This window comes from Burkholderia sp. LS-044, from assembly GCF_004803625.1.
Taxonomy (GTDB): Bacteria; Pseudomonadota; Gammaproteobacteria; order Burkholderiales; family Burkholderiaceae; genus Burkholderia; species Burkholderia cepacia.
In genome coordinates this window covers 181,238-202,640 of the sequence record NZ_SSWO01000016.1, presented here as the reverse complement: position 1 = coordinate 202,640, position 21,403 = coordinate 181,238, and the positions used below count along the sequence as shown (strand labels likewise).

The 21,403-nt window shown below is 67.5% G+C and carries 18 protein-coding genes; 8 read left to right on the top strand and 10 right to left on the bottom strand.

The window, feature by feature from the left end:
* The 4 genes from E9536_RS32325 to E9536_RS32310 all read right to left on the bottom strand — a co-directional run.
* On the bottom strand, positions 1-651 hold a 651-nt coding region (locus E9536_RS32325), incomplete at its 3' end, for a PqiC family protein (RefSeq protein WP_136472126.1).
* On the bottom strand, positions 648-2,267 hold the full coding sequence (locus tag E9536_RS32320) for an MlaD family protein (RefSeq protein WP_136472124.1): 1,620 nt from the start codon (positions 2,265-2,267) through the stop codon (positions 648-650). The genes E9536_RS32320 and E9536_RS32325, both read right to left, overlap by 4 nt.
* Positions 2,260-2,889 carry a paraquat-inducible protein A gene (locus E9536_RS32315; protein WP_021156371.1) on the bottom strand — a complete coding sequence of 210 codons (630 nt, stop codon included), beginning with the start codon at positions 2,887-2,889 and terminating at the stop codon, positions 2,260-2,262. The genes E9536_RS32320 and E9536_RS32315 overlap by 8 nt, the downstream gene beginning before the upstream one ends.
* The gene (locus E9536_RS32310; protein ID WP_136472122.1) at positions 2,886-3,548 is read right to left on the bottom strand and encodes a paraquat-inducible protein A; all 663 of its coding nucleotides are present in this window, start codon (positions 3,546-3,548) and stop codon (positions 2,886-2,888) included. The genes E9536_RS32315 and E9536_RS32310 overlap by 4 nt, the downstream gene beginning before the upstream one ends.
* 258 nt (positions 3,549-3,806) lie before the next feature.
* Between E9536_RS32310 and E9536_RS32305 the strand changes: the two genes are divergently transcribed.
* The 4 genes from E9536_RS32305 (at position 3,807) to E9536_RS32290 (ending at position 7,053) form a co-directional block, all read left to right on the top strand.
* Positions 3,807-4,367, top strand: coding sequence for a cytochrome b (locus E9536_RS32305; protein WP_027788342.1), 561 nt, complete (start codon positions 3,807-3,809; stop codon positions 4,365-4,367).
* Positions 4,368-4,375: 8 nt separating this feature from the next.
* A complete protein-coding gene (locus E9536_RS32300) occupies positions 4,376-4,936 on the top strand; it encodes a YceI family protein (protein ID WP_136472120.1) in 561 nt (186 codons plus the stop codon).
* Between the two features lie 64 nt (positions 4,937-5,000).
* Positions 5,001-5,582 carry a YceI family protein gene (locus tag E9536_RS32295; RefSeq protein WP_027788340.1) on the top strand — a complete coding sequence of 194 codons (582 nt, stop codon included), beginning with the start codon at positions 5,001-5,003 and terminating at the stop codon, positions 5,580-5,582.
* Positions 5,583-5,775: 193 nt separating this feature from the next.
* Positions 5,776-7,053, top strand: a complete 1,278-nt coding sequence (locus E9536_RS32290) for an MFS transporter (protein ID WP_059685217.1) — start codon at positions 5,776-5,778, stop codon at positions 7,051-7,053.
* Between the two features lie 18 nt (positions 7,054-7,071).
* On the opposite strand, the gene E9536_RS32285 is transcribed toward E9536_RS32290, so the two are convergent.
* From E9536_RS32285 to queA, 6 genes are all read right to left on the bottom strand, one after another.
* On the bottom strand, positions 7,072-8,634 hold the full coding sequence (locus E9536_RS32285) for a S41 family peptidase (protein WP_211097516.1): 1,563 nt from the start codon (positions 8,632-8,634) through the stop codon (positions 7,072-7,074).
* Between the two features lie 204 nt (positions 8,635-8,838).
* The gene (gene secF / locus E9536_RS32280) at positions 8,839-9,789 is read right to left on the bottom strand and encodes a protein translocase subunit SecF (protein WP_027788337.1); all 951 of its coding nucleotides are present in this window, start codon (positions 9,787-9,789) and stop codon (positions 8,839-8,841) included.
* 16 nt (positions 9,790-9,805) lie between these two features.
* A complete protein-coding gene (gene secD, locus E9536_RS32275; protein WP_021163786.1) occupies positions 9,806-11,827 on the bottom strand; it encodes a protein translocase subunit SecD in 2,022 nt (673 codons plus the stop codon).
* Positions 11,828-11,933: 106 nt separating this feature from the next.
* Positions 11,934-12,257, bottom strand: a complete 324-nt coding sequence (gene yajC, locus E9536_RS32270) for a preprotein translocase subunit YajC (RefSeq protein WP_006476868.1) — start codon at positions 12,255-12,257, stop codon at positions 11,934-11,936.
* A gap of 233 nt (positions 12,258-12,490) precedes the next feature.
* Positions 12,491-13,687, bottom strand: a complete 1,197-nt coding sequence (tgt, locus tag E9536_RS32265; RefSeq protein ID WP_027788335.1) for a tRNA guanosine(34) transglycosylase Tgt — start codon at positions 13,685-13,687, stop codon at positions 12,491-12,493.
* Between the two features lie 225 nt (positions 13,688-13,912).
* Positions 13,913-14,980 (bottom strand): tRNA preQ1(34) S-adenosylmethionine ribosyltransferase-isomerase QueA, encoded by a 1,068-nt coding sequence (queA, locus tag E9536_RS32260; RefSeq protein ID WP_059698802.1) that lies wholly within the window; start codon positions 14,978-14,980, stop codon positions 13,913-13,915.
* Positions 14,981-15,147: 167 nt separating this feature from the next.
* On the opposite strand from queA, the gene recG reads away from it, so the two are divergent.
* From recG to katG, 4 genes are all read left to right on the top strand, one after another.
* The gene (gene recG, locus E9536_RS32255) at positions 15,148-17,481 is read left to right on the top strand and encodes an ATP-dependent DNA helicase RecG (protein ID WP_124533911.1); all 2,334 of its coding nucleotides are present in this window, start codon (positions 15,148-15,150) and stop codon (positions 17,479-17,481) included.
* A gap of 125 nt (positions 17,482-17,606) precedes the next feature.
* Positions 17,607-18,566 carry a hydrogen peroxide-inducible genes activator gene (locus E9536_RS32250; protein WP_060084059.1) on the top strand — a complete coding sequence of 320 codons (960 nt, stop codon included), beginning with the start codon at positions 17,607-17,609 and terminating at the stop codon, positions 18,564-18,566.
* A gap of 394 nt (positions 18,567-18,960) precedes the next feature.
* On the top strand, positions 18,961-19,089 hold the full coding sequence (locus E9536_RS42585) for a hypothetical protein (RefSeq protein WP_264168962.1): 129 nt from the start codon (positions 18,961-18,963) through the stop codon (positions 19,087-19,089).
* A 120-nt stretch (positions 19,090-19,209) separates the two neighbouring features.
* The gene (gene katG / locus E9536_RS32245; protein WP_136472118.1) at positions 19,210-21,396 is read left to right on the top strand and encodes a catalase/peroxidase HPI; all 2,187 of its coding nucleotides are present in this window, start codon (positions 19,210-19,212) and stop codon (positions 21,394-21,396) included.
* Positions 21,397-21,403 lie beyond the last annotated feature (7 nt).

The window sequence follows — 21,403 nt, the reverse complement described above, 5'->3', positions numbered from 1 at the left end:
GGCGGCCGTCTTGCCGCCGGCCGCGGGTGCCGCGGCAGCCGATGCGCCACGGCGCGCGGCCATGGCACGCACGCCGGCCGCGGCTTGCGTGGCGATCACGTCGAGCGCGCGCCGGTGGCCGGCGACGAGTGCGTCGTAGCCGTCGGCGACCGGTTCGGCGACGCTCGTGCGGCAGGTCATCACGGCCTGCGTGGCGAGCGAGCGCACGCTCCACACCGCATCGACCGCCGCCCGTTTGCCCGGCCACGACTCGAAGCGCTGCACGTTCACGCTGATGCGATACACGGGCACGCCGGGCGGATAGGCGGAATTCGCGACGTCGATCGTGCCGAGCCGCGCGGCGAGATCGTCCGACAGCGCACGGCGGATCTCGTCGGCGGGCGGCGATGCCCAGCGTTCCTGCTCGAGCACGTCGACCTGCGCGGCGTTCTTCTGCACGACCAGCTGGTTCTTCGCGACCTGCTCGGGCACGCCGACGGACGGCACCTCGATCAGGAACGCCGGGTTGGCCGGCACGGTGCGCAGCGGCGCCGCGGCGTCGGCCGGGCTGAGCGTGTAGAACCGCGCGGGCGGCGAGCTGCACGCGGCGAGCGCGAGGGCGGCGGCAACCGCCGCAGCACCGCTCGCGAAACCGTTCACGCGTGTCGTCATGGTTGATCTCCTGGCTTGCCCTTGAGCAGCGATTCGGGGTGACGCTCGAGGTAGTCGGCGAGCGCGTTCAGCGATTGCAGCGTGCGCGTGAGTTCCTTCAGCGCGCCGCGCACGTCGGACTGCAGCGGCGAATCCTGCTGCAGCGTCGCTTCGGCGGTCGAGAAGGTCTGCTTCGCGGCCGACAGCGTGTCGCGCGCTTCCGGCGCGACCTGCGTGTCGAGCTGCTTGAACAGCTTGTCGGCGTTCGCGAGCGCGCTGTTCAGGTTCGCGCCGATCTGGTCGAACGGCACCTTGTCGAGCTTCTTCGCGATGTCGGCGACCTGCAGCTGCAGCTCGTCGAGCGTGTTCGGCACGGTCGGCAGCTCGAGCGGCTGGCGTGCCGTGTCGATCTTCACGGCCGGCGCCTTCGGGAAGAAGTCGAGCGCGACGTACAGCTGGCTCGTCAGCAGGTTGCCGGTGCGCAACTGGCCGCGCAGCCCGTGCTGGACGAGCCGCTCGACGATCTCGCGGCGGGCCGGTTCGCCCTTGCTCTCGATCGTTTCGCGGAAGCGCCGGCCGAGGCGTTCCGGATAGATGTTCATCGTCACCGGCATCAGGAAGTTCTTCGTCTTCGGATCGAAGTCGATGCCGATGTTCGTCACTTCGCCGAGCACGATGCCGCGGAAGTCGACCGTCGCGCCGACGGCGAGCCCGCGCAGCGACTGGTTGAAGTTCATCACGACCTGCAGCGGCTGGCCGTCCGGGTCGCGCATCGCGTCGCCCTCGTCGGACGCGAGGCGGAACGTGGTGTTGTTCGGCGCGGTCGTGCCGGAGCCCTGGTTCGGCGGCGTCTGGAACGCGATGCCGCCGAGGATCACCGTCGCGAGCGACTGCGTGTTCAGCTTCAGGCCGCTCGAATCGAGCCGCAGGTCGACGCCGCTCGCCTGCCACCAGCGCGAGTTGATGCCGACGTACTGGTCGTACGGCGCATTGACGAACACGTTGAACGTGACGCCCGTGCCGTCCTTGTCGAGCGAGAAGCCGACCACCTGGCCGACCTGCACGCGGCGGTAGTAGACCGGCGAGCCGATGTCGACCGAGCCGAGCGAATCGCCGCGCAGCACGTACTGCGTGCCTTTCTGGTCGCCCGTGACGGCCGGTGGCGTCTCGAGGCCCGTGAAATCGGTCAGCGTGTCCTGGCCGCGGCCGGCGTCGACGCCGATGTACGCGCCCGACAGCAGCGTGCCGAGCCCCGACACGCCGGTCGCGCCGACGCGCGGCCGCACGATCCAGAAGCGCGAGCCCTTGACCGCGAAGTCCTCGGCTTCCTTCTTGAGCTGCACCTGGACGAGCACGCGCGACAGGTCTTTCGACAGCTTGATCGTCTTGACCATGCCGATCTCGACGTCCTTGTACTTGACCTGGGTCTTGCCGGGCTCGAGCCCTTCGGCGCTGTGGAAGCTGATCGTGATTTCCGGGCCGCGTTCGCGCACGGACTTGATCACGAGGCCGATGCCGATCAGCGCGGCGATCAGCGGCACGAGCCAGACGAGCGACGGCAGCCAGCCGCTTTTCGTCGAGATCGCCGGATCGGGCGGCCGGGGCGCGTCGTGCTGCGGGCCTTGTGGACTATTCATGGTGATTCCCTGAGGTTTCGACTGGATCCCAGATCAGGCGGGGATCGAACTGCATCGACGCGAGCATCGTCAGGATCACGACGGAACCGAACGCGAGTGCGCCGGGGCCGGCCGTGATGACGGCGAGCGAACGGAAATGGACGAGCGCGACGGTCAGCGTCACGACGAAGATGTCGAGCATCGACCAGCGGCCGATGCGCTCGACGATCCGGAACAGCCGCGTGCGCTGCTGCGGCCGCCATGCGGTGCGGCGCTGCGCGCTGATCACGAGGATCAGCAATACGCCGAGCTTGAGCATCGGCACGAGGATGCTCGCGACGAACACGACGACGGCGAGCGGCCAGTCGCCCGACACCCAGAAATAGATGACGCCGCTCATGATCGTGTCTTCCTGCGAGCCGACGATCGACGCGGTGCGCATGATCGGCAGCAGGTTCGCCGGAATGTACAGGATCGCGGCCGCGAGCAGCAGCGCCCACGTGCGCATCAGGCTGTTCGGCGTGCGGAAATGGAGCGCGCTGCCGCAGCGCGCGCAATGCGCGTGCGGATGGTCGAGCGTCTGCACGAGCCCGCACGTGTGGCAGCTGACGTAGCCCTCGCGGGCGGCGGTCGGGATCGTCATCGGCGGGCGGCTTCCGGCGACGGGGTGGCGTCGGGCTGCCCGGCCGAGCGCCCGGTGCGCAGGTCGTCGACGATGTCCCACAGCGTGCGCGGATCGAACATCAGCACCACGGCGATCATCAGCGTGAGCGCGGCGAACGCGAACAGCGCGGCTTCCGGCACGACGCGCGCGAGGCTCACCATCTTGACGATCGTGACGAGGATTCCGAGCATGAATACCTCGATCATCCCCCACGGCCGCACCATCTCGATCGCGCGCAGCACGAGGTTGAAACCGGGCGGCACGACCCCGCGGCGGATCGGCAGCAGCAGGTACAGCAGCGCGGCCATCTCGACGAGCGGGAACAGCACGGTCGAGCAGAACACCATCACGCCGACGATCGCCATATCCTGGCGCCACAGCGAGTCGATCGCGCCGATCAGCGTGGTCTGCACGCGGTTGCCGTTCACGTCCATTTCGAGGATCGGGAACGCCTGGGCAATCGTGAACGTGATCAGTGCCGCGAGCGCGAGCGCGCAGATCCGCTCGATCTGCGCCGCGCTGTTGCGATAAAGCAGCGCGTCGCAGCGCGGGCAACGCGCGATTTCGCGGCCGCTCAGGCGCGGTTTGTGCAACAGTGCGTCGCACTCGTGGCAGGCAATCAGGTCGTATCGTTGCATGGAAAAGGCAGTTGTGCGACGGCCGGGGACACGCGTCGACGGGGCCGGAACCCGCGCCAATCTTACCAAAAGGGCCTTTTCGGCGTGTCAAGGATCGTGCGGTTTGTGACCGACCGGTAACATGACGGGAAGCTGTCGGCCGGCTGACATGCCTGTCCTCAGAGTCCGCGCGCGTCAAAAGGTTGCGGTAGCATGGCGCCCTTGACAAGCGTCGGACGAATGGCCGGCGCGGCTGTTCGCTGAACTGAGGAATCCAGGATGGTATCGAAATCGCCGCCGGCCGTGCCGGCACGTTATGCGCATACCGCGATCGCGCTGCACTGGCTGATCGCGCTGCTGATCATCTGCGGCTTCGCGCTCGGCTGGGTGATGACCGACATCCCCGGCTTCACGCCGACCAAGCTGAAGTACTTCTCGTGGCACAAGTGGATCGGCGTGACGGTGTTCGCGCTGGCCGTCATCCGCGTGCTGTGGCGGGCGACCCACGTGCCGCCGCCGCTGCCGGCCGATACGCCGGCGTGGCAGCGCGTGGTATCGCACGGCGTGCACATGCTGCTGTACGTGCTGATGATCGTGATCCCCGTGACGGGCTACCTGTACAGCTCGGCCTCGAACATCCCGGTCGTCTACCTGGGCATCGTGCCGCTGCCGCGGCTGATCGACCCCGATCCGGTGCTGAAGGAAACCTTCAAGACGCTCCACGTGTCCTTGAATTACATTCTGCTTGCGCTCGTCGCGATGCACGTGCTCGCGGCGCTCAAGCACCAGTTGTTGGACCGCGACGGCCTGCTGTCGCGGATGCTTCCCTTTGCCAAATGAAGGATCCCATGAAAGTGTCTTTCTCCCGCTCCATGCTGACTGCGCTCGCCGCGGTGTCACTTGTCGCGTCGGGCGCGGCGCACGCCGATGTCGATCTCGCGAAGAGCAAGGTGTCTGCCGTGTCGAAGCAGATGAACGTGCCGACCGAAGGCGCGTTCAAGAAGTTTTCCGCGCAGGTGAAGTTCGATCCGGCGAAGGCCACGCAGGGCAGCGCCCAGATGACGATCGACGTCGCGAGCTATGACCTCGGCGACAAGATGTACAACGACCAGGTCGCCGGCAAGGACTGGTTCGACGCGAAGGCATTCCCGCAGGCGACGTTCGTGTCGTCGGCGATCGCACCGGCCGGCGGTAACAAGTACAACGTGACCGGCAAGCTGACGATCAAGGGCAAGGCCGAAACCGTCACGGTGCCCGTCACGGTCACGCAGAACGGCGCGACGCAGACGTTCGACGGCGTGCTGCCGATCAAGCGTTCGGCCTTCAACGTCGGCACCGGCGAATGGAAGGACACGTCGGTCGTCGCGGACGAAGTGCAGATCAAGTTCCATCTCGTCGCCACGAAGTAAGCGGCGAACCATCGCATCACCCGAATGCCGCGCGAGGGCGCGGCGCCGTTCCAAGGAGAAAGAGTTGAAAAAGCATCTGATGATCGCCGCGGGCGCACTGGCTGCCACGCTGTCGTTCTCGGCATTCGCCGACAGCGCAACCTACCAGTTCGATCCGTCCCACACGTACCCGAGCTTCGAGGCCGACCACTTCGGCGGCCTGTCGGTCTGGCGCGGCAAGTTCGACAAGTCGAGCGGCACCGTGACGCTCGATCGCGCGGCGAAGACGGGTACGGTCGACGTGACGACCGACATCGCGTCGATCCACACCGGCAGCGCGAAGCTCGACGAGCACCTGCAGACGAACGAATTCTTCGACGTCGCGAAGTTCCCGCAGGCGAACTACAAGGGCACGATCAAGTTCGACGGTGACAAGCCGGTGTCGGTGGTCGGCAACCTGACGCTGCATGGCGTCACGAAGCCGTTGACGCTGAAGATCGACTCGTTCAAGTGCATGCCGCATCCGATGCTCAAGCGTGAAGTCTGCGGCGTCGACGCGGTCGGCGAATTCAGCCGCGACGATTTCGGCCTCGACTACGGCAAGCAGTACGGCTTCAAGATGAAGACGAAGCTGCTGATCACGGCCGAAGCCGTCAAGCAGCAGTAATACCGCCAGCCGGGTCGGCCGCCGTGCCGGCCCGTCGCGCGCCAACCGCCGCGTTCCCGTTCCACGGGCGCGGCGGTTTTTTTTGCGCGCCTATAATCGCCCGAGCGCCGCTCGCGGCGCCCGGGCGGCGCCGACGGCGCACGCGTGGCCGCGGCCGCCTCGAACAGAACGTACAACGACAAGGAGATCGCCGATGCATGCCGTCACGCAGTCCCGTCCCATTGCCTCGTCGCCGCGCGTGTGGCGCGCGGTGGTCGCCGCGTCGATCGGCAATGCGCTCGAGTGGTTCGATCTCGTCGTCTACGGTTTTTTCGCGGTGACGATCTCGAAGCTGTTCTTTCCGGCCGGCAACGACACCGTGTCGCTGCTGCTCACGCTCGGCACGTTCGGCGTGTCGTTCTTCATGCGCCCGCTCGGCGCGATCGTGCTCGGCGCGTACGCCGACCGCGCGGGCCGCAAGGCCGCGCTCACGCTGTCGATCCTGCTGATGATGGCCGGCACGCTGATCATCGCGGTGCTGCCGACCTACGGGGCGATCGGCGTCGCGGCGCCGGTGATCCTCGTCGCCGCGCGGCTGATGCAGGGTTTCTCGGCCGGCGGCGAATTCGGCAGCGCGACCGCGTTCCTCGCCGAACACGTGCCGGGCCGGCGCGGCTTCTTCGCGAGCTGGCAGGTCGCGAGCCAGGGGCTCACGACGCTGCTCGCCGCCGGCTTCGGCACCGTGCTGAACGCGCAGCTCTCGGCCGCGCAGATGGCGTCGTGGGGCTGGCGCGTGCCGTTCTTCTTCGGCCTGCTGCTCGGGCCGGTCGCGTACTACATCCGCACGAAGGTCGACGAGACGCCCGAATTCCTCGCGGCGGAAGGCACCGCGAACCCGCTGCGGGACACGTTCGCGTCGCACAAGGCGCGTCTCGTCGCCGCGATGGGCGTGGTCGTGCTCGGCACCGTCGCGACCTATCTCGTGCTGTTCATGCCGACCTACGGCGTGAAGCAGCTCGGCCTCGCGCCGTCGGCCGCATTCGCGGCGATCCTCGTCGTCGGCGTGATCCAGATGGTGTTCGCACCGCTCGTCGGCCACTGGTCGGACACTTACGGCCGCGTGCGCGTGATGATCGCGCCGGCGATCGGCATCCTCGTGCTGATCTATCCGGCATTCGCGTACCTGGTCGCCCATCCGGGCTTCGGCACGCTGATCGCCCTGCAGGTGCTGCTCGCATTCCTGATGACGGGTTACTTCGCGGCGCTGCCGGGTTTGTTGTCCGAAGTGTTCCCGGTGCAGACGCGCACGACCGGGATGTCGCTCGCCTATAACGTCGCGGTGACGATCTTCGGCGGCTTCGGGCCGTTCATCATCGCGTGGCTGATCAAGGCGACCGGGATGAAGACGGCGCCGAGCTTCTACCTGATGTTCGCGGCCGTGCTGAGCCTCGCGGCGCTGGTCGTGCTGCGCCGGCGGTTCGGCTTCCGGTGACAGGGCAGGCGGCGCGCGTCAGGTGCCGGCGCGCTCGCACACGGGCTGCGCGGGCATCAGTTGCGGCTTGGCGTCGATGGTTCGCACTGGGCGCCCCGCGAGCGCGGCAAGGGCCTGCCCGAGCTGCCAGTCGGAGGCCGTGCCGAACTCGCGCTGCGGCAGCGCCGCACTCTTCGCCGAGTCGATCTTTGCAAGCGCACGCTGCTCGCGCAGCTTCTGCCGCTCCTTGCGCACCTTCGCGAACGGGTCGGGCGCCAGCCGGTCCGCATACGGCGCGCGCGGGAGATCGGCTTCGCGGTACCACAGCAGCACGCCGTCGACGTCCGAGTCGCGGCGCGGCGGCACGAGCCAGTCGGGCACGACGCCGTAGCCGTCCATCGGGCAGCCGTTCGGCCGCAGGTTGCGCGCGAACGTGAAATTCAGGCGCGTACCGTCGATCAGGTCGACGCCCGTCTGCGCGAGCCCCTTTCCGTAGGTCGGCATGCCGAGCAGCTTCGCGCGGCCGAGATCCTTCAGCGCCGCCGCGGTCGCTTCGGCGGCCGACGCGCTCTGTCCGTCGACGAGCACGACGAGCGGCACGGTGCGCCACCAGTCGTCGGCCTGCAACGGCGCGAGCGGGTCCTGTCCGTGCATGACCGGCAACGCGTAATCGGGCCAGTTGGTCGTGTAGCGGCGCCGGTTGGCGTCGCCGCGCTCGACCGTCACCATCGCGGTGCGATCGCGGCCCGCGTACAGCGCGGTGATGCCGATCGCCGCATTGAGCGCGCCGCCGCCGTTGATGCGCAGGTCCAGGATCACGCCTTTCACGGGCGGCCCCGCGCGGCGTGCGGCCTGCACCGCGTCGATGTAGGCGCCGACGGCGGGTTCCGGAAAGCTCGACAGCCGCGTGTACAGGATGTCGCCGGCGAGCCGTTTCGCGGTCGCGGGGTGCGGCTTGAGGATCGTCCGCACGGGCGCGAAGCTCAGCATCGCGTGCGACGGGCCGCGCTGTACCGTGAGCTTCAGCGGCACACCCGCGTCGCCCTTGGCGAGTTTGGTCAGGTCGGCGGCGTCGATGCCGACGACGCTCGTATCGTTCATCGCGACGACGAGATCGTCGGGGCGCACGCCGGCCTGTTCCGCGGGCGCGTCGGGAATCACGTCGACGATGTGCAGCCCGTCGGGCCGCGTCTCGAAGACGATGCCGATGCCGGGCGTGCCGTCGCGCGCGCGCCGTTCGTCTTCGCGCCGCTCCTGCTCCTCCTTCGCATCGAAGAAACGCGCGTACGGCAGCGTCTTGATTCCCGCGTGGGTCGTGGCGTCGAGCAGCGCGCCGATGTCGACGTCGGTCAGGTGCTGCCGCTTCAGCACTTCCACCGCCGCCTTGAGCTCGCAGATCTGCGGCTCCCAGTCGGGCGGGCAGGGCGAAGGCGGCCGGGCCGTGGCGGGTGAGGCGGATGACGAGGATGAGGCGGCGGGAGCAGAAGCGGGCGGGGCGGGCGCCGGCTGTTGCGCACCGACCGGTGACGCGCACGGCAGGAACGCGGCCGTGACGGCTGCGCAAACGGCAAGGCGAAGAACGGCACGCGTAGAAGGCATCATCGGGACCGCACGTTGGAACGGAGGGCGAAGGTGCTGTCCCGCCGGCGCACGGCCGGCGAGACGGTCACGATTGTAGCCGACGCGAGTGACCGGGCCGGGCGCGCGGGCTGCGCGTTCCACGCCGGCGGTACGGGCGAAAATACGGGCGAAAAAAAACCGGCCCAACCGGGCCGGCTTTTCGTCCGTGCCGAAGCAGCGTGGCGCTTAAACCTGCGCGCCTGCGTTGGGATCGTCCGGATCGTGCGCAGTCTTCTTTTCCTTGATCAGGTCTTCGCGCTTGATGCCGAGCCACATCGCGAGCGAGCCCGCGACGAACACCGACGAGTAGATGCCGAACATGATGCCGACCGTCAGCGCGAGGGCGAAGTAGTGCAGCGTCGGGCCGCCGAAGAAGAACATCGACAGCACCATCATTTCGGTCGACGTGTGCGTGATGATCGTACGCGACATCGTGGTCGTGATCGCGTGGTTGATCACTTCCTGCACGGTCATCTTGCGTTCGCGGCGGAACGTTTCGCGGATCCGGTCGAAGATGACGACCGACTCGTTGACCGAGTAGCCGAGCACCGCGAGGATGGCCGCGAGCACCGCCAGCGAGAACTCCCACTGGAAGAACGCGAAGAAGCCGAGAATGATCACGACGTCGTGCAGGTTGGCGATGATGCCGGCCACCGCGTACTTCCACTCGAAGCGGAACGACAGGTAGATCACGATGCCGATCACGACGCACGCGAGCGCGAGCAGGCCGTCGGTCGCGAGTTCGCGGCCGACTTGCGGGCCGACGAATTCGACGCGTTGCAGCGTGACGTCCGGGCTCTGTGCCTTCAGCGCGCTCATCACCTGGTCGCTCTGCTGAGCGGACGTGAGGCCTTCCTTCAGCTGCAGCCGGATCAGCACGTTGCGCGACGTGCCGAAGTTCTGCACCTGCGCGTCGACGTAGCCGAGCTTGCCGAGCGTCGCGCGCACGGGTTCGAGTTCGGCGGCCTGCTGGTACTGCACCTCGATCACCGTCCCGCCGGTGAATTCGACGGACAGGTGCAGCCCGCGGTGGAACAGGAAGAACACGGCGGCGAGGAACGTGACCAGCGAGATCACGTTGAACACCAGCGCGTGCCGCATGAACGGAATGTCTTTACGGATGCGGAAAAATTCCATGGTCTTCTCCGGGGCCTTATTGGGTCGAGCCCGGTTTCTTCGGCGACACGCCTTGCTGCGCGCGGTTGCGCAGCTGCGGCTTGCCGGTGCGCGGCGCGTTGCCCTTCGCGGGCGCGGCGAGCTTCGCGGCACGCGCGGTGTCGGTCGCATCGTCCGCCTCGGCGAACGGTGCGGCGGCAGCGGCGCCTTCCGGCTTCCACACCTGGCCGATCGCGAGCGACTTCAGCTTCTTGCGGCCGCCGTACCAGAGGTTGACGATCCCGCGCGAGAAGAACACCGCGGAGAACATCGACGTCAGGATACCGAGGCAGTGCACGATCGCGAACGCGCGAACCGGGCCCGAGCCGAACGCGAGCAGCGCGAGGCCGGCGATCAGCGTCGTGACGTTCGAGTCGAGAATCGTCGCCCATGCGTGCGCGTAGCCCGACTGGATCGCGAGCTGCGGCGGCTGGCCGGCGCGCAGTTCTTCACGCACGCGCTCGTTGATCAGCACGTTCGAGTCGATCGCCATACCGAGGGCGAGCGCGATAGCGGCGATACCGGGCAGCGTCAGCGTGGCCTGCATCAGCGACAGCACGGCGACGAGCAGCAGCAGGTTCACCGACAGGCCGATTACCGAGATCACGCCGAACAGCATGTAGTACGCGATCATGAACACGGCGATCGCGCAGAAGCCCCAGATCACCGAGTGGACGCCCATCTTGATGTTGTCGGCGCCGAGGCTCGGGCCGATCGTGCGTTCCTCGATGATGTCCATCGGCGCGGCGAGCGAACCGGCGCGCAGCAGCAGCGCGAGGTCGGCTGCGGCCTGCGGCGTCGGCTGGCCCGTGATCTGGAAGCGGTCGCCGAGCTCAGACTGGATCGTCGCGACCGTCAGCACCTCGCCCTTGCCCTTCTCGAACAGCACCATCGCCATCGGCTTGCCGATGTTCTCGCGCGACACCGCGCGCACCGAGCGGCCGCCCGCCGAATCGAGGCGGATGTTGACCGACGGACGCTGGTGATCGTCGAAACCGGCCGATGCATCGATGATGCGGTCGCCCGTGAAGATCACTTCCTTCTTCAGCAGCACGGGCGCCTGGTTGCCCTGCGTGAACAGTTCTTCGCCCGGCGGCACCGGGTCGTTCGGGTTCGGGTGCGTGTTGATCGGGTCGGCGAGGCGTGCCTCGAGCGTCGCGGTGCGGCCGATGATGTCCTTCGCCTTCGCGGTGTCCTGCACGCCCGGCAGCTCGACGACGATACGGTCGCTGCCCTGCTGCTGCAGGATCGGCTCCGACACGCCGAGTTCGTTCACGCGGTTGTGGAGCGTCGTCAGGTTCTGCTTGAGCGCGGCGTCCTCGACGGACTTCTGCACGGCCGGCGTAAACGTGCCGACGACCTGCGTGCCGCCGCCGCCGGGCTGGGTCGCCCATTGCAGTTCGGTGATCGACAGCGCGAGCACCTTGCGGGCGTCTTCCGCCGTCTGCGCATCGCTGAAATTGACGACCACGGACTGGTCGACGCGGCTCACGCCGCCGTCGCGGATGTTCTTGTCGCGCAGCAGCGTGCGCGCGTCGGACGCGTCGGAATCGAGCTTCTTCGTGAGCGCGCCCGTCATGTCGACCTGGAGCAGGAAGTGGACGCCGCCACGCAGGTCGAGGCCGAGATACATCGGCAGCGCGTGCAGCGCGGTCAGCCAGCGCGGCGACGCGCTCTGCAGGTTCAGCGCGACGACGTACTGGGGATCGTTCGGGTCGGCGTTCAGCGACTTCTGCAGCAGGTCCTTGACGCGCAGCTGCGTATCGGTGTCCTTCAGGCGCACGCGGATGTTCGCGTTGGTCGCCGTGTTCTCGAAGGTGACGTCGTCCGGCGTGATCTGCGCGGCGGCGAGCGCCGATTCGACCTGGGTCAGCGTGGTCGAGTCGAGCTTGACCGTGGCCTTGCCGCTCGACACCTGCACCGCCGGCGCTTCGCCGAAGAAGTTGGGCAATGTGTACAGAAGGCCGATGGCGAGCGCCACGACCATCACGACATATTTCCAGAGTGGATAACGATTCATGAGGGAGCCGAACGGGTGGTTGGCGTGAAAGCGTCGCGTCCGGCGCCGCGGCGGCCCGCTCTCTCAGGCGGGCACGGCGCGGGATGCCGGACGCTCGGTGAAGGGCTTACAGCGACTTGATCGTGCCCTTCGGCAGAATGGTCGTGACCGCGGCCTTCTGCACGGTGATTTCGGTGCCTTCGGCGATCTCGACGCCGATGTAGCCTTCGGTGACCTTCGTCACCTTGCCCACGAGGCCGCCGCTCGTGACGACTTCGTCGCCCTTGGCCATGGCCGCGAGCATGTTGCGGTGCTCCTTCTGACGCTTCATCTGCGGACGGATCATGATGAAGTAGAGCACGGCAAACATCAGGATGAGCGGCAGGAAGCTCATCAGGCTCGATTCGGCGCCACCGGCACCTTGCGCGAACGCGTTGGAAATGAACGGCACGTTGGTCTCTCCGTAGGGGAAGATCGAAAAATAAGCCGGTTATTCTACCACCGGCCCCATGCGCAAACGGCTCGGCAAATGCGCTTTCGGATCAAGCTGTTAAAGCGTGAACCGGTACCGTTGCGACTCGTTTGGAAAGGCAATTGTAATGTTTGGCGGCCGGATTCGACAGTTGGGACGCGTTATTTAGTACTCGTCCTATGTGACGGGCCGCGGCGCGGGCAACCGGCCCGTCAGTCGACGCCTCTCGCGCGATCCTCCGCGAAGCGCTGGCGGAACGCGTCGAACGTGTGGGTCTCGATCGCGTCGCGGATCTCGCTCATCAACTGCAGGTAGTAGTGCAGGTTGTGGATCGTGTTGAGCTGCGCGCCGAGGATCTCGCCGACGCGGTGCAGGTGATGCAGGTAGCCGCGCGAGAAGTTCTGGCACGTGTAGCACGAGCAGCTCGCGTCGAGCGGCTTCAGCGAGTTCTTGTGCGTCGCGTTGCGGATCTTCACGTCGCCGAAGCGCGTGAAGAGCCAGCCGTTGCGGGCGTTGCGGGTCGGCATCACGCAGTCAAACATGTCGACGCCGTTCGCGACGCCCTCGACCAGGTCCTCCGGCGTGCCGACACCCATCAGGTAGTGCGGCTTGTTGGCCGGCAGCTTCGGGCCCACGTGGCGCAGCACGCGCATCATGTCTTCCTTCGGTTCGCCGACCGACAGCCCGCCGATCGCGAGGCCGTGGAAGCCGAGTTCCGCGAGGCCCGCGAGCGATTCGTCGCGCAGGTCCTCGAACATGCCGCCCTGGACGATCCCGAACAGCGCGTTCGGGTTGCCGAGCCGGTTGAATTCGTCGAGCGAGCGCTTCGCCCAGCGCAGCGACATGCGCATCGAGTCGGCCGCTTCCTTGTGCGTGGTCGGCACGCCGTTGGTCGCGTACGGCGTGCACTCGTCGAACTGCATCACGACGTCGGAGTTCAGCACCTTCTGGATCTGCATCGACACTTCCGGCGACAGGAACAGCTTGTCGCCGTTGATCGGCGACGCGAACGTGACGCCGTCCTCGGTGATCTTGCGCAGGTCGCCGAGCGAGAACACCTGGAAGCCGCCCGAGTCGGTCAGGATCGGCTTGTTCCAGCCCATGAAGCCGTGCAGGCCGCCGTGCGCGTCGATCGTGTCGAGGCCCGGGCGCAGCCACAGGTGGAACGTGTTGCCGAGAATGATCTGGGCCTTGATCTCGTGCAGCTCGCGCGGCTGGATCGCCTTCACGGTGCCGTACGTGCCGACCGGCATGAAGATCGGCGTCTCGACCACGCCGTGATTGAGCTTCACGCGGCCGCGGCGCGCGTGGCCGTCGGTCGTCAGCAGTTCGAATTCGAGCCCGTTTGCGGGGCGGTCCTGCACGGGGGCGTGCGTATCGTGCGTATCGTGGGATGAACCTTCGGTCATCGCGTCATTCTCCTTGCTACCGGAAAACAGTCCGGCGCATGTTGGAAACGCCGCCGGCAGGCCGGCGGCGGGGAAAAACAGATGCGCGCCATCGTAGCGCGTACCAAGGGAAACGGGGCAACCGCGCGGGGGTAACAGCGCGGAGACACCCACGCGGCGTGCGGCAGCGCGAGGCGCAACGGCCGCTGCGCAATCGCGGGCCGCTGCATTTTCGCGCCTGTCGTGCTACGCGCGCGGCGCCTCCGGCGTGTCGCGCCGCGTGAGCAGCATCGCGTCGCCGTAGCTGAAGAAGCGGTAGCGTTCGGCGATCGCGTGACGGTACGCGGCCCGGATCGTCTCGACGCCCGCGAACGCGGACACCAGCATCAGCAGCGTCGACTTCGGCAGGTGGAAGTTCGTGACGAGCCGGTCGACCACGCGGAAACGATAGCCCGGCGTGATGAAGATGTCGGTCTCGGCCTGCGTGGCCGCGAGCGGGCGGCCCGCTTCGTCGGCGGCGCGCGCCGCGGCTTCGAGCGCGCGCATCGACGTCGTGCCGACCGCGATCACGTTGCCGCCGCGCGCGCGGGTCGCGGCGATCTTGTCGACGAGCGACTGCGGCAGGTCGTACCACTCGCTGTGCATCTTGTGCTCGGCGATGTTGTCGACGCGCACCGGTTGGAACGTGCCGGCACCGACGTGCAGCGTCAGCGTCGCGCGTTCGACGCCCATCGCGTCGAGCCGGTCGAGCATCGGCTGGTCGAAGTGCAGGCCGGCCGTGGGTGCGGCGACCGCCCCCGGATTGCTCGCGTAGACGGTCTGGTAGCGCGTCTCGTCGGTCGCGTCCGGATCGTGCTCGATATAGGGCGGCAGCGGCAGGCGGCCGTACTGCTCGATCAGATCGAGGCACGGCTCGGGGAAGATCAGCGTGAAGAACGGCTCGACGCGCTCGCCGACGGTCACGTCGAACGCATCGGCGAGACGCAGCGTCGTGCCGGCGCCCGGCGACTTGCTTGCGCGGATCTGCGCGAGCGCCGTGTGTGTGCCGGTCACGCGCTCGACCAGCACCTCGATCTTGCCGCCGCTGGCCTTCTGGCCGAAGAACCGCGCCTTCAGCACCTTGGTATCGTTGAACACGAGCAGGTCGCCGGGCGCGATGCACGACGGCAGCTCGGCGAAGCGGCGGTCGACGAGGCGAGCGGGCTCGACGGTGCCGTCGACCTCGAGCAGGCGGCTCGCGGTGCGGTCGGGCAGCGCGGTTTGCGCAATCAGCTCGGGCGGCAGATTGAAATCGAAATCGGAAAGCGTGAACATGCGGGCTGGTTCGAAACGGCCGGCGGGCGCCGCCGACAGGGCGGAAACGCATGAATGGGGCGCGCGAGCCGCTATGATGGCGGGATGCGCGGCCTGGCCGGCGTCGTTCGTTCGGACGACGTGAAAGCCGCTATTGTACTTGCCTTGCGAAGCACCCAGACGATCCGATGCCTGTGTCACCACGCCGTTCCTCCGCTGCCGTTGCCGATTCCGCCGATCCGTTCGACGCGGAGGACGCTGCGCCGCCCGTGCACGACACGGCGGCGCGCACCGTGCCACGCCGTGCCGGCCCGAAGCGCGGCGCCGACGGCAGGCTCGCGCAGCCGGCGGCCGCCGCGCCCGATGCCGACGGCGCCGCTGCGGGCGATGCAGCGGGCGAGGCCGGCGCGGCAGGCCCGGCCAGTGCGAAGCGCAAGAAGAAGCCGGCCGCCGACAAGCCCGTGAAGACCGTCGACAAGCTCGCGAAGCTCGGCCTCACGCGCTCGATCGATCTCGTGCTGCATCTACCGATGCGCTACGAGGACGAAACCACGCTCACGCCGATCGGCGAGCTGCTGCCGGGCGGCATCGCGCAGACGGAAGGGGTCGTGTTCGACAACGAGGTCGCGTATCGCCCGCGCCGCCAGCTCGTCGTGAAGATCCAGGACGACGACGGCGAGCAGCTCGTGCTGCGCTTCCTCAATTTCTACGGCTCGCAGGTCAAGCAGATGGCCGTCGGCCAGCGGCTGCGCGTGCGCGGCGACGTGCGCGGCGGTTTTTTCGGGATGGAGATGGTGCATCCGGCCGTGCGCGTCGTTGAAGCCGATGCGCCGCTGCCGCAGGTGCTCACGCCCGTCTATCCGAGCACGGCCGGCGTGTCGCAGGCGTACCTGCGCAAGGCGATCGAGAACGCGGTGGAGCGCACGCCGCTGCCCGAGCTGCTGCCGCCCGAGATCCAGCGCGACTACCTGAAGCCGCTCGACGTGCCGACGCTCGAGCAGGCGGTGCGCATCCTGCACCACCCGCGTGTCGATTCCGACGAAGCCGCGCTGATGGACGGCTCGCATCCGGCGTGGACGCGCATCAAGTTCGAGGAGCTGCTCGCGCAGCAGCTGTCGCTCAAGCGCGCGCACGAGGAGCGCCGCACGCGCGCGGCGCCCGCGATGCCGCGCCGCACCGCGAGCGATGCCGATGCGCTGACGACCCGGCTCTATGCCGCGCTGCCGTTTACGCTGACGGGCGCGCAGGCGCGCGTCGTCGACGAGATCGCGCGCGATCTCACGCTCGCGCACCCGATGCAGCGCCTGCTGCAGGGCGACGTCGGCAGCGGCAAGACGGTGGTCGCGGCGCTGGCCGCCACGCAGGCGATCGACGCCGGCTACCAGGCCGCGCTGATGGCGCCCACCGAAATCCTCGCGGAGCAACACGCGCGCAAGCTGCGCGCGTGGCTCGAGCCGCTCGGCGTCACGGTTGCGTGGCTCGCGGGCAGCCTGAAGGCGAAAGAGAAGCGCGCGGCGATCGAGGCGGCTGCGCTCGGCACCGCGCAGCTCGTGATCGGCACGCACGCGATCATCCAGGACACGGTCGAATTCGCCCGGCTCGGCCTCGTGATCGTCGACGAGCAGCACCGCTTCGGCGTCGAGCAGCGGCTCGCGCTGCGGGCGAAGGCCGCGAACGCGGCCAACGGCGCGCGCGACTTCCAGCCGCACCAGTTGATGATGTCGGCCACGCCGATTCCGCGCACGCTCGCGATGACGTATTACGCGGATCTCGAGGTCTCGACGATCGACGAGCTGCCGCCGGGCCGCACGCCGGTGCTGACGCGCCTCGTCGGCGATGCGCGGCGCGAGGAGGTGATCGCCCGCGTGCGCGAGGCCGCGCTGACCGGGCGCCAGGTGTACTGGGTGTGCCCGCTGATCGAGGAGAGCGAGACGCTGCAGCTGCAGACGGCCGTCGAGACTTACGAGACGCTGGCCGCCGCGCTCCCGGAGCTGAAGGTCGGGCTCGTGCACGGCCGGCTGTCGCCGGCCGACAAGGCGGCCGTGATGGAAGCGTTCACGCGCAACGAAGTGCAGCTGCTCGTCGCGACGACCGTGATCGAGGTCGGCGTCGACGTGCCGAACGCGTCGCTGATGGTGATCGAACACGCGGAGCGCTTCGGCCTCGCGCAGCTGCACCAGTTGCGCGGCCGGGTCGGGCGCGGCACCGCGGCGTCGGTGTGTGTGCTGCTGTACACGGGGCCGCTGTCGCTCACCGGCCGCGAGCGGCTGAAGACGATGCGCGAGACGACCGACGGCTTCGAGATCGCGCGGCGCGACCTCGAGATCCGCGGCCCCGGCGAATTCCTCGGCGCCCGCCAGTCGGGCGCGGCGATGCTGCGCTTCGCGAACCTCGAGACCGACGGCTGGCTGATCGATCCGGCCCGCGAAGCCGCGACGCGGCTGATTGCCGCGTATCCCGAAATCGTCACGCAGCATCTCGCGCGCTGGCTCGGCGCGCGGGAGCAGTATCTGAAAGCCTGATCCGCGGGCTGGGGCCGGATCCGGAATCGCCATTCGACGCATTCCGATGCAGAGAAACTTGGCGAACCGGTGTCACAGGGTGTATAAATTAAACCTATCGCCTGTATATCTCTGATTGACCCACAATGACGCTGACTGAATTGAAATACATCGTCGCGGTCGCGCGCGAACGGCATTTCGGCCGTGCGGCCGAAGCCTGCTTCGTGAGCCAGCCGACGCTGTCGGTGGCGATCAAGAAGCTCGAAGACGAGCTGAACGTGCAGATTTTCGAGCGCGGCGCGAGCGAAGTGAGCGTGACGCCGATCGGTGACCAGATCGTCACGCAGGCGCAGCGCGTACTCGAGCAGACTTTCGCGATCAAGGAGATCGCGAAGCAGGGCAAGGATCCGCTGGTCGGCCCGTTCCGCCTTGGCGTGATCTACACGATCGGGCCGTACCTGCTGCCCACGCTCGTCAAGCAGATGATCCAGCGTGTCCCGCAGATGCCGCTGATGCTGCAGGAAAACTACACGCTCAAGCTGCTCGAACTGCTGAAGCAGGGCGAGATCGACGCCGCGATCATGGCACTGCCGTTTCCGGAAACCGGCCTGATGGTGCGCCCGCTGTACGACGAACCGTTCGTCGTCGCGCTGCCGGCCGGCCATCCGTGGGAGAAGCGCGAAGAGATCGACGCCGAGGACCTGAAGCAGGAAACCATGCTGCTGCTCGGCAACGGTCACTGCTTCCGCGATCACGTGCTCGGCGTGTGCCCGGAGCTGATGCGCTTCTCGCAGACGGCCGACGGCATCCAGAAGACCTTCGAGGGCTCGTCGCTCGAGACGATCCGCCACATGGTCGCGAGCGGCGTCGGCATCACGGTGCTGCCGCGAATGTCGGTTGCCGAGATCGGCCCGCGCGCGAACGGCCCCGATGCCGAACTGCTGTCGTACGTGCCGTTCAACGAGCCGGTGCCCGACCGCCGCGTGGTGCTCGTGTGGCGCAAGAGCTTCACGCGGATGCCCGCGATCGACGCGATCAGCGACGCGATTTCCGCCTGCGAGCTGCCGGGTGTCGCGAAGCTCGACATGCCGGCGACGATGAACTGAGCACGCTGCGGCATGCGCGTGCGGCAACCCAATGAACGGGGTCTTGCGACCCCGTTTATTTTTCTCTATCGCATAGATGAAATTAATTAAATTCAAGCAATCGATAGACGTATATAGAATCCTCTCCATGGATCGGTGTCCTGTCGACGACCGGTCTGCACGCTGAGTGCAAGCGTCAAAGGAGGATGTCATGATGCGGTCGGTATTGCAGCACGCGCAGCGGAACATCCCGCCGCGCGACGCGGTCGTACATCGCGCCAGGGCGGCGGTTCGCAGCCTGCGTCCGATTGCGTTCGCGTACCTCGCGGACCGTGTGTATGGCGGTTGAACGCCGCCGCGCGCCGGTTCAGTGTTCCCCCGATTCACCCGCCATCAAGCCATGAGGGAGCATCGCATGTCCGAAAGCTGGAATTCCGCCCGCGGCGTCGTCACGACGCCTGCCGGCAGCCGGTTCCCCGAGCGTCCCGCCTGCGGCGCGTCGCAGCGGGAACGCGCGTTACAGGCCCCGCGCGACATCCCGTAGTACGACAGGAGAATCAACCTGTTCCGTTTCCCATCCCCGCAATGACACTCCACCAACCGCACCCGGCATGCCGCCGGAGCGAACCGGTGGAGTCATACGAGCAAGCCAAGGAGAAATCGCATGTCGAACGAAACGAAGTGCCCGTTCAACCACACCGCTGGTGGCGGCACGACGAACAAGGACTGGTGGCCGAATCAGCTCAACCTGAACATCCTGCACCGCCATTCGGCGCTGTCCGATCCGATGGACAAGGATTTCGACTACGCGGAAGCGTTCAGCAAGCTGGACCTCGCGGCGGTGAAGAAGGACCTGCACGCCCTGATGACGATGTCGCAGGACTGGTGGCCGGCCGACTTCGGCCACTATGGCGGCCTGTTCATCCGCATGGCCTGGCACAGCGCCGGCACGTACCGCACGGCCGACGGCCGCGGCGGCGCGGGCGGCGGGCAGCAGCGCTTCGCGCCGCTCAACAGCTGGCCGGACAACGTCAGCCTCGACAAGGCACGCCGGCTGCTGTGGCCGATCAAGCAGAAGTACGGCCGCAACATTTCGTGGGCCGACCTGCTGATCCTGACCGGCAACGTCGCGCTCGAATCGATGGGCTTCAAGACCTTCGGCTATGCCGGCGGCCGCGTCGATACGTGGGAACCGGACGACGTCTACTGGGGCTCGGAAAAGATCTGGCTGGAACTGAGCGGCGGCCCGAACAGCCGCTACTCGGGCAAGCGTGAGCTCGAAAGCCCGCTCGCCGCCGTGCAGATGGGCCTCATCTACGTGAACCCGGAAGGCCCGGACGGCAACCCCGATCCGGTCGCCGCCGCGCATGACATCCGCGAGACGTTCGCGCGGATGGCGATGAACGACGAAGAGACGGTCGCGCTGATCGCGGGCGGCCATACGTTCGGCAAGACGCACGGTGCCGGTCCGGCGTCGAACGTCGGCCCCGAGCCGGAAGCCGCGGGCCTCGAGGAGCAGGGTCTCGGCTGGAAGAGCACGTTCGGCACGGGCAAGGGCAAGGACGCGATCACGAGCGGCCTCGAAGTCACGTGGACGTCGACGCCGACGAAGTGGAGCAACGACTTCTTCAAGCACCTGTTCAGCTACGAGTGGGAGCTCACGAAGAGCCCGGCCGGTGCGCACCAGTGGGTCGCGAAGGACGCCGGCGAAGTGATTCCCGATGCGTTCGACGCGTCGAAGAAGCATCGCCCGACGATGCTGACGACCGACCTGTCGCTGCGTTTCGACCCGGCCTACGAAAAGATCTCGCGCCGTTTCTACGAGAACCCGGCCGAGTTCGCCGATGCGTTCGCGCGTGCCTGGTTCAAGCTCACGCACCGCGACATGGGCCCGCGCTCCCGTTATCTCGGCCCGGAAGTGCCGGCGGAACACCTGCTGTGGCAGGACCCGATCCCGGCAGTCGATCACCCGTTGATCGACGACGCCGACGTTGCCGCGCTGAAGGCGAAGGTGCTGGCGACGGGCCTGTCGGTGTCGCAGCTCGTGTCGACGGCATGGGCGTCGGCCGCGACGTTCCGCGGATCGGACAAGCGCGGCGGCGCGAACGGTGCGCGCATCCGCCTCGCCCCGCAGAAGGACTGGGAAGTGAACCGTCCGGCTGAACTCGCGAAGGTGCTCGCGACGCTCGAAGGCGTGCAGAAGGCGTTCAACGATGCGCAGACGGGCGGCAAGAAGGTGTCGCTCGCCGACCTGATCGTGCTGGCCGGTGCGGCCGGCGTCGAGCAGGCCGCGAAGAACGCGGGCGTCGCGGTGACGGTGCCGTTCGCACCGGGCCGTGCGGATGCATCGCAGGAAGAGACCGATATCGAAGCGATGGCCGTGCTCGAACCGGTGGCTGACGGGTTCCGCAACTACCTGAAGAGCGCGTACAAGACGCCGGCCGAGGCGCTGCTGGTCGACAAGGCGCAACTGCTGACGCTGAGCGCGCCCGAGATGACGGTGCTCGTCGGTGGCATGCGCGTGCTCGGTGCGAACGCCGGCGACGCGAAGCACGGCGTGTTCACCGATCGTCCGGAAGCGCTGACGAACGACTTCTTCGTGAACCTGCTCGACATGGGCACGGAATGGAAGCCGGTGTCGGCCGCGAACGACGTGTTCGAAGGGCGCGATCGCGCGACGGGCAAGGTGAAGTGGACCGGCACGCGCGTCGACCTGATATTCGGCTCGCATGCGCAGCTGCGTGCGCTGGCCGAGGTGTACGGCAGCGCGGATGCGAAGGAGAAGTTCGCGCGTGACTTCGTCGCGGCCTGGAACAAGGTGATGAACCTCGACCGCTTCGACCTCGCGTGAGCATTGC

Bases quoted from the DNA above. Each gene is read 5' to 3' on its own strand.
- E9536_RS32290 (WP_059685217.1), top strand. From the start codon at position 5,776: ATGCATGCCGTCACGCAGTCCCGTCCCATTGCCTCGTCGCCGCGCGTG.
- E9536_RS32320 (WP_136472124.1), bottom strand. From the start codon at position 2,267: ATGAATAGTCCACAAGGCCCGCAGCACGACGCGCCCCGGCCGCCCGAT.
- tgt (WP_027788335.1), bottom strand. From the start codon at position 13,687: ATGACCGAAGGTTCATCCCACGATACGCACGATACGCACGCCCCCGTG.
- secD (WP_021163786.1), bottom strand. From the start codon at position 11,827: ATGAATCGTTATCCACTCTGGAAATATGTCGTGATGGTCGTGGCGCTC.
- E9536_RS32310 (WP_136472122.1), bottom strand. From the start codon at position 3,548: ATGCAACGATACGACCTGATTGCCTGCCACGAGTGCGACGCACTGTTG.
- E9536_RS42585 (WP_264168962.1), top strand. From the start codon at position 18,961: ATGTCCGAAAGCTGGAATTCCGCCCGCGGCGTCGTCACGACGCCTGCC.
- secF (WP_027788337.1), bottom strand. From the start codon at position 9,789: ATGGAATTTTTCCGCATCCGTAAAGACATTCCGTTCATGCGGCACGCG.
- E9536_RS32300 (WP_136472120.1), top strand. From the start codon at position 4,376: ATGAAAGTGTCTTTCTCCCGCTCCATGCTGACTGCGCTCGCCGCGGTG.
- E9536_RS32250 (WP_060084059.1), top strand. From the start codon at position 17,607: ATGACGCTGACTGAATTGAAATACATCGTCGCGGTCGCGCGCGAACGG.
- recG (WP_124533911.1), top strand. From the start codon at position 15,148: ATGCCTGTGTCACCACGCCGTTCCTCCGCTGCCGTTGCCGATTCCGCC.
- E9536_RS32285 (WP_211097516.1), bottom strand. From the start codon at position 8,634: ATGATGCCTTCTACGCGTGCCGTTCTTCGCCTTGCCGTTTGCGCAGCC.
- E9536_RS32305 (WP_027788342.1), top strand. From the start codon at position 3,807: ATGGTATCGAAATCGCCGCCGGCCGTGCCGGCACGTTATGCGCATACC.
- katG (WP_136472118.1), top strand. From the start codon at position 19,210: ATGTCGAACGAAACGAAGTGCCCGTTCAACCACACCGCTGGTGGCGGC.
- queA (WP_059698802.1), bottom strand. From the start codon at position 14,980: ATGTTCACGCTTTCCGATTTCGATTTCAATCTGCCGCCCGAGCTGATT.
- E9536_RS32315 (WP_021156371.1), bottom strand. From the start codon at position 2,889: ATGACGATCCCGACCGCCGCCCGCGAGGGCTACGTCAGCTGCCACACG.